Consider the following 14,761-nt stretch of genomic DNA (forward strand, 5'->3'; position numbering starts at 1 on the left):
TAACATCGAGTGCGTTTCCCGAGGTCTGGGCTAGGCCTCGGCGCGCGCCTGGAGACTTCGATTCCAGCATACTAGAATGATATTCTCGCAGGAAGTCCGCTCTGTGAGACACAAGGCCGAGGGAGAACACGTGCAACTCGAATTCGACACCGAGGTCGAGCAGTTTCGGGCGGAATTCGTCGCATTCCTTGATGAGCACCTGCCGGCCGAGTCGGAGACCTCCGAACGCTCGCAGACGTGTTCGCACATTCCGGAGTGGGCGCGGCGGTGGCAGGCCTGCCAGTTCGACCACGGTTGGCTGCTGCCCGGCAACCCGCCCGAGTTCGGCGGTCGCAACGCGACCGTGGTCCAGCAGTACGTCCACCGCGAGGAACTGTCGAAACGCCGGATCTACCACAGCTTCAACCCGCAGGGGGTCGGCATCGTCGCAGCGTCGATCCTGACGTTCGGGACCGACGAGCAGAAGCAGAAGTGGGCCGTGCCGATCCTGCGCGGGGAGATGACGGCCTCGGTCGGTATGAGTGAACCCGGCGCGGGGTCGGATCTGGCATCGCTGCGCACCAAGGCCGTGCTCGACGGCGACCACTTCGTCGTCAACGGTCAGAAGGTGTGGACCTCGGGCGCCCACGACGCCGACGTCCTGCTGACGTTCGTCCGCACCGATCCGGATGTGCCCAAGCACAAGGGGCTTTCGGTGCTGTTGATCCCCACCGACAGCCCGGGCCTGGTGCGCAGACCGTTCCCGACGATCTGCCACCACGACGACCTCGACTTCAACGAGGTGTTCTTCACCGACGTCCGAGTCCCCCGCGAGAACCTGGTCGGCCCGCTCAACGGAGGCTGGGGTGTGGCCAACGGTGCCTTGGGCCACGAGCGCACCATGATGTGGATGATGTACGCCGATCGGTTGCACAACCTGATCGAGGACTTCCGTCCCACCGATGCGCATGGCCGGGACCGCTACGCCACGCTGCTGATGGACTATCAGGCCCTGCGCCTGCTGGGGTCGGCCGCGATCGCCAAGGCCGCACGCGGGGAGACCGACATGACGACGATCTCGGTGCTCAAGGTGCTCGGCTCAGAAGCCGAACGCGATGCGACCGAGGCTGCGCTGGACTCCGTCGGCGAGGAGGGGCTGCGGCACCCGGCGACCACGTCGCCGTATCGCCCCTACGACCTGGACTATCTGTCGGCCAGTTGGATCGAGCGCTACTTCCGCAGCTTCGCGGGAACCATCGCCGGCGGGACGTCGGAGATCCAGCGCAACATCATCGCGCGCGGACTCGGGCTGCCGATGGGCTGAGTCAGCCCTCGTCGATGTTGATCGCGTGTTCGGGGCAGTGCTCCGCGGCCGCTCGCACCGATTCGACTGCCGCCAGCGGGATCTCGTCGGCGATCGCTTCGGCGTAGCCGTCGTCGGTCAGGGTGAAGACCGTGCCGCACGTCGCGACACAGTCGCCGTGGCCGGCGCACACGTCGGAGTCGACGTGCGCCCTCATACCGAGAACCGGATGTTGAGGTTGGTCAGCCCACGCAGGATGAAGGTCGGCAGATACCTGTAGCGCCGGTCTCCCGGCGGGCCGTGCACCTCCTCGTCGATCCAGAACTCCGACGTGCGTTCCAGCAGCCGCTTCAGACTGACGATCGCCTCGGTGCGGGCCAGCGGAGCTCCAGGACAGCTGTGTGGGCCACGGCCGAAGGCCACATGGTTGCGGGCGTTCGCGCGCTCGGGATCGAAGACGTCCGGATGCTCGAACTTGCGGGGATCGCGATTCATCGCGGCGTTGATGAGCATCACCGTGGTGCCGGCCGGGAGGTCCACCCCGCCGACGGTCACGGGCACCTTGGCGAGCCGGAAGTCGCCGCGGACCGGACTCTCGTAGCGCAGCGTCTCCTCGACGAACTTCGGCAGCAGGCTGAGGTCGGCTCGGATCTTCGCCTGCAGTTCCTGGTCCTCGGCGAGGATCCGCACGGCCGCGGTCAGCAGCCGCACCGTGGTCTCCTGGCCCGCGGCGAAGAGGTTGGCCGCCACCCGGACCGCGTCGATCACCTCCGGCATGCTGCCGTCGGGGAAGGCGGCCGAAGCCACGCCGGTCAGGACGTCGTCGCGCGGATTGGCCCGACGATCGCTGATGTACTCGGTGAACTTGCCGTACAGGTACTCCAGCGGTGAGTGCTGCAGCGAGTCACCCTTGCTGCTGCCGATCGTGCCGGTGCGGCCCTCCAGCAGGGCCCGCCGGAAATCGTCGTGGTCGCTCTCCGGTACACCGAGCAGGTCGGCGATCACGAGCATCGCGAACGGGCTGCCGTAGCCGTCGTTGTACTCGCAGCGTCCGTCGACAAGAACCTCGTCATACTGGCGGTCGGCGAGCTTCCAGATGAACTCCTCGTTCTCCTTGAGCCGCTTGGGAGTGATCATCCGCGACAGCATGGCGCGGTGCGCGGTGTGCTTGGGCGGGTCGAACGTCGGCAGCTGATCGTTGAACGGCAGTTCGTCGCGGTGCGCGTCGATTAGGGCCGAGATGTCGCTGTCGCCATGGCCTTCGAGCGACACCGGGAAACCGGGGAAGGGGCCGGTGACCGAAAGGCACGCGGAGAAGTTCTCGGTGTCGTTGTAGATCGAGACGCCCTCGTCGTACCCCGTGACCATCACGACGCCATGGTGGGGTTCGGGCAGCAGGGGAGACTGGGTCCGCATCTGAGCCAAAAACTCGTATGGGTCATGCAGGACCGTGCTGTCGGTGAAGAAGTCGCGTTCGTCGACGTCTGCTCGGTCGGACTGGGTTGTCACTCCGAGATCTCCGCTCCGTCGTAGCTGCCGAGCATGTCGAGGTTGGGCAGTGCCATCTGCAGATAGAGGTCCAAATGGCGGATTTTGTCCTCAGCCGTGAACTCGAACACCGTCAGAGAGTTGACCACCGACTCGAAGTCGCCGACCCTGCTGCGCTCCTCCAGTTCGAGGAACACCACACCGTTGACCTCGGAGACGCGTTTGAATGAGCCGTCCCATTCCGATGACGGCGCCCAGTTGGTCAGGAACTCGATGTACTCGGTCCAGTTCATGACCTCTTTGAAGTTGCCGACGCGCTCGAACTCGTCGACCGCGACCAGGGCCGCGAGATCGGCCCAACTGTCCTTTGTGAATCCGGGTTGCTTGGCGGCGTCGTTGAGGCGCTTGGTGGTCTGGGTGTACTGCAGTGCGATGAGTGATCGGCCCTGGTGGAGGGCGACGGCCGCGTCGATGTCTGACAACGTAAATCCTTCTCAGGTAGCGGTTGTGGACTCAGTTGGCGCCGGAGGCGGCCAGGTGCTTGTCGATCACGGAGTGGAAGTGGGCGATCACGACCTCCTCCTTGACCAGTGCCATGTGCTCGAGGCTGGTGTTGCGCAGCCCGATCTGCTGACGGGGCATCTGCACGTAATCCTGTTGCAGGGCTTCGAAATACTTGAAGCTGCCGGGTTCGTCGACCACGATCGGCTCGGCGATGAACGCGGCCTTGTGCTCGTCGGGCAGCCACATGTAGCTCGCGACGTGCCAGATGCACCGGTTGGGGTCGCCGTCGGGGTCTGGCATCGACATGACGATGGTCGCCTCGCCGGCGCGGATGGTCATGAAGAAGTTGGGGAACAGCACCCAGCCGTGGTTGTCGCTCATCTGGGCGTCGGTCAACCCGCTCACGTCCAGGCCCATTCCGGTGAGCGTGTCGCGGGTGGCCTGCTGCAACAGGTTTCGGGCCTTGATGCCCTCGGGGAAGGTCAGCGTGCCGTCGGCGTTGCGGTACTGCTCGACGAGCTCGGTGAACCGGGGGAGCACCGCGACCGTGGAGGGGAAGGTTTCGGGCAGCGCCATGATGCCGTCAACCTGGGCCTCGGGACTGGCGCCCACGACGTCGAAGGGCGCCATCGACACGCAGTGCTGGTCGAAGAAGCGGTATCGACTGGTCTTGGGGTCGATGTTGATGACCTGCAGCAGTTGCGGGTGGATGCCGTCGATGTGGTAGCCCTCCTGGAAGGCGTCCATCACGACCTTCCAGTTGCAGTCGATCGCCTCGGTCACGTCCATCACGGTGACCATCTCATCAAGGTGATACGGCGCCAGCATGGTCGCGACCTCGTCGCCGATGAACTCCGACAATGGCACGGCGTTCGGGTCCGGGTTGAGGAAGATGAAGCCGCCGAAGGTGTCCACCGGCACCTCGATCAGGCCGTGGGTGCTCTTGTCGATCGGGCCGGCCAGGGCCTCACGCAACATGCCTTTGAGGTTGCCCTGCAGGTCGTAGGACCACAGGTGGTACTGACACAGGAAGCCGCGCTTGGCATTTCCTCCTGCTTCCGGGCACAGCACGTTACCGCGGTGCCGGCAGGCGTTGACGAAACCGCGGATCTTGTCGTCCTTGCCGCGCACCACGATGTAGGACTGGTCGAAGAGGCGGTACTGCTTCCAGTCGGCCACCTTGGGCAGATCGTCGACCCGGCCCACCACCTGCCAGGTCTTCATCCAGATCGAATCACGCTCGCGGGCAACGAATTCCGGAGATACATAGCGTTCCGTCGGGATCTGCATGCGGTAGCGGTCGGGGGCGATGTCATCGAGGCCCGTCCCGTCCTGGTCGACCCATTCCCCGGGGCGTGTTGTCTGCATTGGCCAACCTCCTGGTCGTGGCTGTGTGTCGAACTGTGAGCGCGCGCAGGCCGTGCGCGAGCAAGTGACCCGCATCACTAATATACATAGTTGTATATAAGATTCAAGAGTGAAGATTTCAGCCCCGGCTCCCACGCGTGTGGGACCCGGGGCTGTCGAGGTGTCTGCGTGTTGAGCGAGACCGGAAGTCAGTCAAGGGGTTCGACATGGCTCATGACCATGCCGAGGAAGGGGCCGTAGAGGTCCTCGCCATCGATGTGGCTGGCCAGCGTCACGCCTTCATTCGTGGCGATGAGCACCTTGGCCAGGGTGTCGGACGGCACGCGGAGCCTGCCGCCGATCTTCTCCAGATGGGCGTCGATGTAGTCGGCCAGTGATCGCACGGTCTCCTTTCGCTGCGCTGCGACGCGCGCGCGGGCGTCCGGGTTGCGCAGCAGGAACAGCGTGAACTCATGGCCCAGTGCCGCGCGGTTCGGTGCGCCAATCGTCAACTCGCGCCACCGGTGCGAGAGCTTGTCGGCGTCGAAATCGCCCAGTGTCTCGAAGGAGTCCACGATGTCGTTGAACCCGTCGAGGAAGCGCTGAAGCTGACGCTCCATCACCGCGAGGAAGAGTTCCTCCTTGGTGCCGAAGTGTGAGTAGATCGCGCCGCGCGTGTATCCCGCGGCGTCGGCGATCACCTCCAGCGCTGCCGCGCCGAATCCGTCGCGCGCCACCACTTCTTCGGCGGCGTCGAGCAGGAGGTTGCGCGTGTGCTCGACTCGCCGTTGCCGTGTCCACCGTTCCGCCACGTTGTCATCCTCCCAGGACGGGCGGGGCACCGGCGCCGCACGGTTGCCGAATGGGCGAATCCATCCTTGTATCTAAGATACACCTCTGTATATTCGAGTGTGCGCTGCGCCACAGCTCCCGATGTCGGCGCCGCAGCGCAACTCTCGCGAAAGGAACGCAATGGAACTGGTGGACCGCATCGCCAAGCACCGCAGGATGGCCGAGAGCTACCGCGACAAGTACATACTGCAGACGGTGCAGGAGGGTGATTCGTACGACGAGTGGGAGTTCACCGACGACGCGGTCTACACCTCGCCCTACTTCGTGGCGGAGCAGGAACTGGTGCTCAAGGACGTTGCGACGTCGTTCGACACGGCCGCAACCGTCGAGGCCAAGGCGTACTCGGTGGTCTTCCCGGACTGGAAGCCCGTTGAATTCAAGTGCTGGCCGGCCGACAACGGCTTTGTCATGCGCAACCGGTGGGAGGGCACCTCGGTCGACGGAGAGACCATGGGGTTCTACTCCATCAGCTTCGTCGAGACCAATGACGAGGCCCAGATCACGCACTGGTCCACCTATGTCAACGACGAGGAGTACGGGCCGTTCCTTGAGAAGGCCATCGGGGCGCGCGGGCCGTTCCACGGGGAGGAGTACATGCAGGCGCTCGCTCGCCATTTCGAGAAGCACAGTCTGACTCTGTGAGTGGCGGAGAGGGCGCCGTGACGGCAGGGGCGACCAGGGGCCTCCTCCCCTTCGGGGTGGGTGCGCACTACTGCCTGGGCAATGCCCTGGCCCGCATCGAGGGCCGCATCGCCCTCGACGAGATGCTCAACAGGTTCCCCGATTGGGAGGTCGACATCAATTCTGCAGTGTTCTCATCATCTTCGGCCGTGCGTGGCTGGGACAGCATGCCCGCCCACACCGTGCGCGGGAACGGCTCGTGACCGCCGCGCGAGTCGCCGTGGTCACGGGCGGTGGATCTGGCATGGGGGAGTCGAGCTGTCATGAACTGGCCAAGCGCGGCAACGCGATCGCCGTCCTCGACATCAATGCGCAAGCGGCCCAACGGGTTGCCGACGAGATCAAGGCCGGTGGCGGGACGGCGATCGGAGTGGGCGTCGATGTCACCGATCGGTTCAGGGTGGAGGCGGCATTCGAGCGTGTTCGCGCGGAGTTGGGCCCGGTCGCCATTCTGGTGACCAGTGCGGGCAAGGTGGGCTTCGGGAAATTCGCGGAGATCACCGTCGAGGCCTGGCAGGACATCATTGATGTCAACCTGACCGGCACCTTCCACTGCTGTCAGGTGGCGCTGCCGGACATGGTGGCCGCGGGGTGGGGTCGCATCGTGATGATCTCGTCGTCGAGTGCGCAACGCGGGTCGCCGTATATGGCGCACTACGCCGCGGCCAAGGGTGGGGTGATCACGCTGACCCGGTCGCTGGCCAACGAATATGCCAAGAAGGGCATCACGGTCAACAACATTCCACCGTCGAGCATCGACACCCCGATGGCCAGACAGTCACAGGCCACCGGCAATCTGTTCAACCCCGAGGATCTGGCGAAGCGCATTCCGGTGGGGCACATGGGCACCGGCGAGGACATCGCGGCCGCCGTCGCATTCCTGTGCTCGGACGAGGCTGGCTTCATCACCGGTCAGGTTCTGGGCGTCAACGGCGGCGCCGTCATCTGAGCACGCATACGACAGTGGGGCCGTCATCGTGACGGCCCCACTTGTCGTTCTGCGGATCACCAGGTGATGACGGCAGCCTCCTTGCGTTCGGTGATCGGCCGGGCCAACTCCTGCTCGACGCAGATCTGCTGCAGGCGCTCCAGCGTCTCGTCGAGGCCGGGGCCCAGCTTCTTACCGGGGGTGAAGGTCGCCGGCAGATGCCGCATGCCCTGGATCACGCCGATGCTGTCGTAGTGCACGGTGCCCTCGGGATCGCACACGTAGTCGGGCATCCGGTCGAACACCGCGGTGACCATCGACTTGAACACGGTCCGTGCCACATTGGAGCCGACGCAGCGGTGCACGCCGATGCCGAAGCTGAAGTGCCGGTTGCCCTTACGGTCCAGGATGACCTCGTTGGGGCTCTCGAACACCGAGGGGTCGCGATTCGCCATCGCCCAGGACAGCCACAGCCGCTCGAACTTCTTGAACTTCTGGCCTTCGACCTCGACGTCCTCGGCGAACGTGCGGCCGTCGCCGGGGGCGGGCGTGAAGAAGCGCAGGAACTCCTCGGTGGCGGGGTTGAGCAGGGTGTCGCGCTCACGCGACAGTCGCTCCCGCTCGTCGGGATGCTCGCCGAGCCACTCCAGGGCATGCGCCGTCAGCGCTGTGGTGGTGTCGAATCCGCCGCCGATGACCAGGCCAAGGTTGCCCAGGATCTCCATATCGGGAGCGGGCTCACCGTCGATCCGCAGCTGCAGCAGTGCGTTCACCAGGCCGGGCCGCGGTGTCTCGCGGATCTCCATCATGTTGGTGATGAGGTCGAGCCCCATCTCCCGGTGCTGTTCGTTGATCTTCTCGCGGTCGGGGGAGTGCTCCGGGGTGTACACCGACGCGTGCGTGGGCTCGCTGTAGACGTTCCACTTCTTGAGCTCGATGCCCATCATCGCCAGGGTGAGCACCGCGGGCACCACGTTCGCGAGGTGCTCGACGAAGTCGATCTGTCCCGACTCGATGTGCTCATCGAGTGCGGCACGCGTGATCTCGTCGACGAAGGGTTCCCAGCGCTTGATCGCTGCGGGGGACAGGTACGGGTTCAGCGCGCCGCGGTAGGCGCTGTGCTCGGGCTCGTCCATCTCGAGGATGCCGCCGCGGACCACGGTCGCCCGGCTGGCCTTGGGGATCGTGATGCCCTGGAACGGCGTTTCACCGGAGATGTCGTGGTGATTCGACACCGCGGGGCAGCGGGCCAACTCGAACACATGCCTGCTGTCGGCGGCGACCCAGTGTCCGGCGTAGGTGTCCGTCCACGCCATGGGGCACTGGGACTGCATCTCCTCGGTGATCTTCTCGAACTGCAGCCGGTACTCCGGGGTGTGTCGATCGAAGTGATAGCGGTTCTGCTTGCGGGGGTCGTCGGTCGTGACATCGTCGATGCTCACGGCGTGGTCTCCTTGGCTGTTCAGTGGACGATCGGACGGCCGGTGCTGCGCCGCACCGTCATTCGATGACGATGGCCTGTTCGGGACAGGACTGGGCGGCTTCGCGGACGGCGTCCTGCTGGTCGTCCGGAACGATCTCGTTGACGGCCGACGCGTGCCCGTCGACGTCGTCGAGTTCGAACGAGTCGGGGGCGATCATCGAGCACAGGGTGTGGCCCTGGCACTTCTCCCGGTCAACCCAGACCTTCATCCTGTGTTCCTTCCCGGTGAATCAATGTGTGCTGCAACAGTTAAGGCGTCGACGATCAGACGTGGTAGTCGTACCACTTGAGGTAGCCGCCCGCGTCGACACGCAACTGCATGCCGGTTACGAAGCGGGACTCCTCCGAGGCCAGCCACAGCACCGCGTTGCTGACATCCTCGGGTTCGATGAAGTTGACCTTCATGGCCTGCTGCACACCGAAGACGGGCTCGGCGTCGGCGCGCGTGGGCTTCTCCAGGTCCGGGCGGAACGAGCGGTACATCGGCTCGCTCTGCAGCATGTCGGTGTTGCAGTTCGTGGGATGGATGACGTTGGCGCGGATCCCGCGGACCGCGAGTTCGGTGGCCAGGCTGTGCACGTACTCGGCGATGAGCCGCTTGGAGACCATGTACCCCATGCCGCCGGGATCGCCCCCGGGGTTGGGCTTGTTGTGCGCATCCATGAGCGCGGCCGCCGACGCCGTCGCGATGATCGAGGCACCCTCCTGAAGGTGGGGGAGTGCGACCTGGATGGCGTTGATGGTGCCGACCAGGTTGGTGTTGATGCCGTCGGTCCAGGCCTGCATCGCGGGCTGGCCCTTCATGGCGGCGACGCCCGCCTGCGCGACGACGATGTCGACCTTGCCGAACTGGGCGAGGCCCGCCTCCAGGGCGGTCTTGAGCTGGCCGGCCTCCCGGACGTCGGCCTTGGCCGTCACGATGCCCTGGCCGGTCTTCTCCACCAGGCGCGCGGTCTCCTCGAGATCCTCGGGCGTGGCCAGCGAGTAGCCGATGGTGTCGATGTTCTCGCAGATGTCGACGGCGATGATGTCGGCGCCCTCCTCGGCAAGCCGCACCGCGTGGCTGCGACCCTGGCCGCGCGCGGCTCCGGTGATGAATGCGACCTTGCCTTCAACGCGTCCCACAGGCGTTCCTTTCGTTCTGATTACACCGTGCTCGCGCCGACGTGCGGCGCCTGATCGCAGGGCGTTGAGGACGGCCGTCCCGGATGAGCGCGTGGCTGGCCGTTTCCTCCGTAAAGAATCGCCCTTTCGATTATGAGAACCGTACTCTCCCGGTCTCGCGTCCCGCAAGGATACTGCACCATTGGTCTCGAAAATCGCCTGCGCACGGCCCTCACCTGCGTGCGGTTGACAGCCCCGTGGGAGTCCTGCTTAGTTGCTTGAGTTCTCGTCTGGCGAATGTAAGATTCGCCGAAGATGAGAATGCAGTTATCACCGAGCAGGAAGGCCCTTTGATGGGATCTCCGGAGACGGCGACGATCGAATCCGCGGACGGTGCCGAACGCCCCGTGGATCGGCGCATGCTGATCGACGGCGGCCTTGTCGCGGCGGCGCGGTCCTTCCCGAGCCTCAACCCTGCGACCGGGGAGGTGTTGGGCTACGCCCCGGACGCCACGATCTACGACGCCGAACGTGCGGTCGCCGCGGCGCGGCGCGCGTTCGACGAGACCGACTGGTCAACCAACGTGGACCTGCGGATCCGGTGTCTCGAGCAGCTGCACTCGGCACTCGTCGAGCACCGGGATGAGTTGGGGCAGTTGACCACCGATGAGGTGGGCGCAACCCCGGCTCTGCTGGCGGGCGCGCAGTACGACCAGCCCGTCGAGATCGTGCGTTTCTACGCCGATCTGCTCAAGACCGTGGACCTGACCGAGGACCTCGGCAACATCGAGATCCGCGGCGGACTGCATCACCGCTGGGTAGAGAAGGAGGCGGCCGGCGTCGTCGCCGCGATCATCGCCTACAACTACCCGAACCAACTGGCGCTGGCCAAGCTCGCCCCAGCCCTGGCCGCCGGATGCACGGTGATCCTCAAGGCCGCACCTGACACCCCGCTGGTCACCCTGGCCCTCGGCGAGCTCATCGCCAATCACACCGACATCCCGGCCGGTGTCGTGAACGTCCTGTCCGGCGCCGATCCCGAGGTCGGTGCGGTGCTGACGACCAACGCTGACGTCGACGCGGTGACCTTCACGGGTTCGACCCCGACGGGCCGGCGCATCATGGCCGCCGCCAGCGACACCCTCAAGCGCGTGTTCCTGGAACTCGGCGGCAAGTCCGCGGCGATCGTCCTCGACGATGCGGACTTCAAGACCGCGGCGACGTTCTCGGCGTTCTCGATGGTGACCCACGCCGGGCAGGGCTGTGCGTTGACGTCTCGGCTTCTGGTTCCGCGCAAGCATCACGACGAGATCGTCGAACTGATCAAGACGAACTTCTCCTTCGTCCGGTACGGCGACCCCAACGACCCGAAGACCTACATGGGCCCGCTCATCAGCGAGAAGCAGCGCGACAAGGTCGACGGCATGGTGCAGCGCGCCGTGGCGGCCGGCGCCACGCTGGTCACCGGCGGCGAGAAGAAGGGGCCGGGCTACTTCTATACGCCGACCCTGCTGACCAACGTCGACCCCGACAGCGAGATCGCCCAGGAGGAGGTGTTCGGCCCGGTGCTCGCCGTCATCGCCTACGAGGACGACGACGACGCGGTCCGGATCGCCAACAACTCCATCTATGGACTGTCCGGCGCCATCTTCGGCGGCCAGGACCGCGCGCTGGCCATGGCCCGTCGCATCCGCACCGGAACGTTCTCCATCAACGGCGGCAACTACTTCAGCCCGGACGCGCCCTTCGGTGGTTACAAGCAGTCCGGCATCGGCCGCGAGATGGGGGTCGCCGGGCTCGAGGAGTTCCAGGAACGCAAGACGTTCGCGGTGCCTGTGGCCGGAGACGACAAATGAGCGCGCCACTCGAGGGCATCCGGGTGCTCGAAGTCGCGATGTACGGCTTCGTGCCGTCGGCCGGAGCGGTGCTGCGCGAGTGGGGCGCTGAGGTCATCAAGGTCGAACACGCCATCACTGGCGACCCGCAACGCGGCCTTCGTCAGACCGGACTGCTGCGGGTCGAGGGCGACCCGAACCCGAACATCGAGCACGCCAACCGCGGCAAGCGCAGCATCGGTCTGGACATGTCAGTGCCCGAGGGCAAGGAGGTGCTGCTGGAACTGGCCAAGCGCGCCGACGTGTTCCTGACGAGCTTCCTTCCCGGGCACCGGCAGAAGTTCGGCATCGATGTCGACGACATTCGCGCGGTCAACCCGAACATCATCTACGCCCGGGGCAGCGCGCTGGGCCCCCGCGGCGAGGAGTCGGTCAAGGGCGGCTACGACATGACGGCGTTCTGGTGCCGGGCTGGTACGGCCCGCACCATCACGCCGCCCGACACACCCGGCATGGTCGGACCGCCCGGACCCGCCTACGGCGACACCATCTCCGGCACCAACCTCGCGGGCGGAATCGCGGCGGCCCTGGTGAAGCGGGAGCGCACCGGCGAACCGTCGGTCGTGGACGTCTCACTGCTCGGCAGCGGCCTGTGGGCCCTGGGCCACACCGTCGCGCTGACCAATCATCTGCAGGAGCGCATGGAGGCCTTCCCGCCGGGTGCGCACGGTTCGCCGATCAACCCGCTGGTCGGGCTCTACCCGACGGCCGACGACCGGTACATCTCCTTTGTGATGATGCAGCCCACCAAGTTCTGGGCCGACGTGTGCCGGCACATGGAGATCGACCAGTACATCGACGATCCCCGGTTCGCGACGGCCGAGACCATCGCCGAGAACACCGAGGCGGCCACCGAGATCCTCACCGAGGCGATGTCCAAGCGCACGCTGCCGGAGTGGAAGGAACGCTTCGCCACGCTGGCGGGCCCGTGGGCCCCGGTGCAGGACACCCTCCAGGCGGCCGACGACGCCCAGATCCGGGCCAACGAGTACCTCGTGCAGGCCGGTGAACTCAAACTCGTGGCAAATCCGGTGCAGTTCGACGTGACCGCACCGCAGACCGGGCCTGCGCCCGGGTTCGCCGAGCAGACCGAGGAGATTCTGCTCGAACTGGGTCTGGACTGGGACCGCATCATCGAACTCAAGACGGCCGGCGCCGTCACGTAATCGCCGGGAGCACAGGGCACATGCCGACCTTCACCGCTATTGACACCCCCACGCCCGCGTGGGGGTGTGAGCGGCGTCCCACTGAATCGTGGGATGAGAGCGGCATCACAGTAGTGTGGGCGTCCGACGAAGTTGACGATTCCGTCACCGGCGTCGCGTTGATCAGCTATGAAGATCACGACTTCGCCCACGGCTTCATCGCCTGCGAACGCAAGGAGGCCCACGTGCGAATGGTGGTTCGGGGAGTCCCCGTGAACCCCACGTGCAGCCTGCGCGCCGCGGGCCCTGCGCATAATCTCAGCGGACCGACGTCTGTGTCGGCGGTCACGATCCTGGAGGGACCTGGCAGTGGCGGTTAAAGGTGCCGAGCGGTGGTCGGTGGGCATACCGAAGTTGAAGAACGCGTCGGGCGCGTTCGCTGCGGTGGGCGGGTTGTTCGCGATGGCGGCCGACGCCGCGCGGTTCGTGTTCGTGCGGCCGTTTCAGTGGCGGGAGTTCTTGGAGCAGTCGTGGTTCGTGGCGCGCGTGTCGCTCGCCCCGACCCTGCTCGTCGCCATTCCATTCACGGTGTTGGTGAGCTTCACGCTGAACATCCTTCTGCGCGAGCTGGGCGCGGCGGATCTGTCGGGAGCGGGTGCGGCGTTCGGTGCCGTTACCCAGCTGGGTCCGATGGTGACGGTGCTGATCGTGGCCGGCGCGGGTGCGACGGCCATGTGCGCGGACCTGGGGTCACGGACCATCCGCGAGGAGATCGACGCGATGGAGGTGCTGGGCATCAACCCGGTTCAGCGCCTGGTCACTCCGCGCATTCTGGCCTCCGGATTGGTTGCGCTGCTGTTGAATTCGCTTGTGGTGATCATCGGGATCCTGGGCGGTTACATGTTCTCGGTGTTCATCCAGGACGTCAACCCAGGCGCGTTCGCGGCGGGCATGACGCTGCTGACCGGAATCCCGGAGGTCTTGATCTCGTGCGTGAAGGCGTTGTTGTTCGGCCTCATCGCGGGATTGGTGGCCTGCTACCGGGGCCTGACGATCACCGGCGGCGGTGCCAAAGCGGTGGGTAATGCGGTCAACGAGACGGTGGTGTATGCGTTCATGGCGCTCTTCGTGATCAACGTGGTGGTCACCGCGATCGGCATCCGGATGACGAGCGGATAGGGGGCGCCGGAGACATGGGTACTTCAGCTGTTCTGCGGGCTCGTTTCCCGCGCCTGGTGTCCCAGGCCAGCCGGCCGATGGACTTCTTTTCGCGCATCGGTGACCACATCCTGTTCTACGGACGGGCCCTGGGCGGTGTACCGCACTCCGCCGTGCACTTCCGCAAGGAGATCATCCGCCTGATCGCCGAGATCTCCATGGGCGCGGGCACTTTGGCGATGATCGGCGGCACGGTCGTGATCGTCGGGTTCTTGACCCTGGCCACCGGCGGCGTCCTGGCGATCCAAGGCTATTCGAGCCTGGGCAACATCGGCATCGAAGCGCTGACCGGGTTCCTGTCGGCATTCATCAACGTGCGCATCGCCGCTCCCGTGGTGGCCGGCATCGGCCTGGCCGCGACGTTCGGTGCCGGTGTGACGGCGCAGTTGGGCGCCATGCGGATCAACGAGGAGATCGACGCGCTGGAGTCCATGGGCATCCGGCCGATCGAGTACCTGGTCTCGACCCGGATCGTGGCGGGCATGATCGCCATCACGCCGCTGTACTCGATCGCGGTGATCATGTCGTTCGTGGCCGCACAGTTCACCACGGTGGTGCTGCTGGGGCAGTCCGGCGGCCTCTACGACCACTACTTCTACACCTTCCTCAACCCCATCGATCTGCTGTGGTCTTTCCTGCAGGCGATCCTGATGGCGTTGACGATCCTGTTGATTCACACGTATTTCGGATACTTCGCCTCTGGGGGGCCCTCCGGGGTGGGGGCCGCGGTGGGGAACGCGGTGCGCACCTCTCTGGTCGTGGTGGTCTCGGTGACCCTGTTGGTCTCCCTGTCCATCTACGGCGCCAACGGCAACTTCAACCTCAGCGGCTAAG

At 65.5% G+C, this 14,761-nt stretch carries 15 protein-coding genes and 1 pseudogene; 8 read left to right on the forward strand and 8 right to left on the reverse strand.

Annotated features, from left to right (window positions below; translation table 11 throughout):
- Positions 1–130 precede the first annotated feature (130 nt).
- The gene (locus tag G6N34_RS05750; RefSeq protein WP_085152896.1) at positions 131–1,303 is read left to right on the forward strand and encodes an acyl-CoA dehydrogenase family protein; all 1,173 of its coding nucleotides are present in this window, start codon (positions 131–133) and stop codon (positions 1,301–1,303) included.
- Position 1,304: 1 nt separating this feature from the next.
- Here the strand turns inward: G6N34_RS05750 and G6N34_RS05755 are convergent, their stop codons facing one another.
- The 5 genes from G6N34_RS05755 to G6N34_RS05775 all read right to left on the reverse strand — a co-directional run bounded on the left by G6N34_RS05755 (position 1,305) and on the right by G6N34_RS05775 (position 5,433).
- Positions 1,305–1,499: a ferredoxin gene (locus tag G6N34_RS05755; protein WP_085152839.1), complete on the reverse strand. Its 195-nt coding sequence runs from the start codon at positions 1,497–1,499 to the stop codon at positions 1,305–1,307.
- Positions 1,496–2,791, reverse strand: coding sequence for a cytochrome P450 (locus G6N34_RS05760; protein WP_234812956.1), 1,296 nt, complete (start codon positions 2,789–2,791; stop codon positions 1,496–1,498). Before G6N34_RS05760 ends, G6N34_RS05755 begins: the two co-directional genes overlap by 4 nt.
- A complete protein-coding gene (locus G6N34_RS05765) occupies positions 2,788–3,252 on the reverse strand; it encodes a hypothetical protein (RefSeq protein WP_085152837.1) in 465 nt (154 codons plus the stop codon). Before G6N34_RS05765 ends, G6N34_RS05760 begins: the two co-directional genes overlap by 4 nt.
- Before the next feature lie 31 nt (positions 3,253–3,283).
- Positions 3,284–4,642 (reverse strand): aromatic ring-hydroxylating oxygenase subunit alpha, encoded by a 1,359-nt coding sequence (locus tag G6N34_RS05770; RefSeq protein ID WP_085152835.1) that lies wholly within the window; start codon positions 4,640–4,642, stop codon positions 3,284–3,286.
- Positions 4,643–4,830: 188 nt separating this feature from the next.
- Complete coding sequence (locus tag G6N34_RS05775) at positions 4,831–5,433, reverse strand: TetR/AcrR family transcriptional regulator (RefSeq protein ID WP_085152833.1); 603 nt, start codon at positions 5,431–5,433, stop codon at positions 4,831–4,833.
- Between the two features lie 160 nt (positions 5,434–5,593).
- Here G6N34_RS05775 and G6N34_RS05780 point away from each other — a divergent pair, with 160 nt between their 5' ends.
- The 3 genes and pseudogenes from G6N34_RS05780 to G6N34_RS05790 all read left to right on the forward strand — a co-directional run bounded on the left by G6N34_RS05780 (position 5,594) and on the right by G6N34_RS05790 (position 7,103).
- Complete coding sequence (locus G6N34_RS05780; protein WP_085152831.1) at positions 5,594–6,115, forward strand: hypothetical protein; 522 nt, start codon at positions 5,594–5,596, stop codon at positions 6,113–6,115.
- 44 nt (positions 6,116–6,159) lie between these two features.
- Positions 6,160–6,357: pseudogene (locus G6N34_RS05785) on the forward strand (cytochrome P450); the annotation flags it as partial.
- Entirely contained in the window at positions 6,354–7,103 is a 750-nt protein-coding gene (locus G6N34_RS05790) for an SDR family NAD(P)-dependent oxidoreductase (protein ID WP_264017034.1), read from the forward strand. The pseudogene G6N34_RS05785 and the gene G6N34_RS05790, both read left to right, overlap by 4 nt.
- A 56-nt stretch (positions 7,104–7,159) precedes the next feature.
- Here G6N34_RS05790 and G6N34_RS05795 read toward each other — a convergent pair whose 3' ends face one another.
- From G6N34_RS05795 to G6N34_RS05805, 3 genes are read right to left on the reverse strand one after another with little or no spacing between them, the layout of a single operon-like run.
- A complete protein-coding gene (locus G6N34_RS05795; protein WP_085152829.1) occupies positions 7,160–8,524 on the reverse strand; it encodes a cytochrome P450 in 1,365 nt (454 codons plus the stop codon).
- A 58-nt stretch (positions 8,525–8,582) separates the two neighbouring features.
- Positions 8,583–8,774 (reverse strand): ferredoxin, encoded by a 192-nt coding sequence (locus tag G6N34_RS05800; protein ID WP_068250490.1) that lies wholly within the window; start codon positions 8,772–8,774, stop codon positions 8,583–8,585.
- Between the two features lie 55 nt (positions 8,775–8,829).
- On the reverse strand, positions 8,830–9,690 hold the full coding sequence (locus tag G6N34_RS05805; protein WP_085152827.1) for a mycofactocin-coupled SDR family oxidoreductase: 861 nt from the start codon (positions 9,688–9,690) through the stop codon (positions 8,830–8,832).
- A 332-nt stretch (positions 9,691–10,022) separates the two neighbouring features.
- Between G6N34_RS05805 and G6N34_RS05810 the strand changes: the two genes are divergently transcribed.
- From G6N34_RS05810 to G6N34_RS05825, 4 genes are all read left to right on the forward strand, one after another.
- The gene (locus G6N34_RS05810; protein WP_085152825.1) at positions 10,023–11,525 is read left to right on the forward strand and encodes an aldehyde dehydrogenase family protein; all 1,503 of its coding nucleotides are present in this window, start codon (positions 10,023–10,025) and stop codon (positions 11,523–11,525) included.
- Positions 11,522–12,730 (forward strand): CaiB/BaiF CoA transferase family protein, encoded by a 1,209-nt coding sequence (locus tag G6N34_RS05815; protein WP_085152823.1) that lies wholly within the window; start codon positions 11,522–11,524, stop codon positions 12,728–12,730. The genes G6N34_RS05810 and G6N34_RS05815 overlap by 4 nt, the downstream gene beginning before the upstream one ends.
- A gap of 348 nt (positions 12,731–13,078) precedes the next feature.
- Positions 13,079–13,888 (forward strand): MlaE family ABC transporter permease, encoded by an 810-nt coding sequence (locus G6N34_RS05820; RefSeq protein WP_085152819.1) that lies wholly within the window; start codon positions 13,079–13,081, stop codon positions 13,886–13,888.
- Between the two features lie 14 nt (positions 13,889–13,902).
- Entirely contained in the window at positions 13,903–14,760 is an 858-nt protein-coding gene (locus G6N34_RS05825) for an MlaE family ABC transporter permease (RefSeq protein ID WP_085152817.1), read from the forward strand.
- Position 14,761 lies beyond the last annotated feature (1 nt).

The organism is Mycolicibacterium confluentis, assembly GCF_010729895.1.
Classification (GTDB): domain Bacteria; phylum Actinomycetota; class Actinomycetes; order Mycobacteriales; family Mycobacteriaceae; genus Mycobacterium; species Mycobacterium confluentis.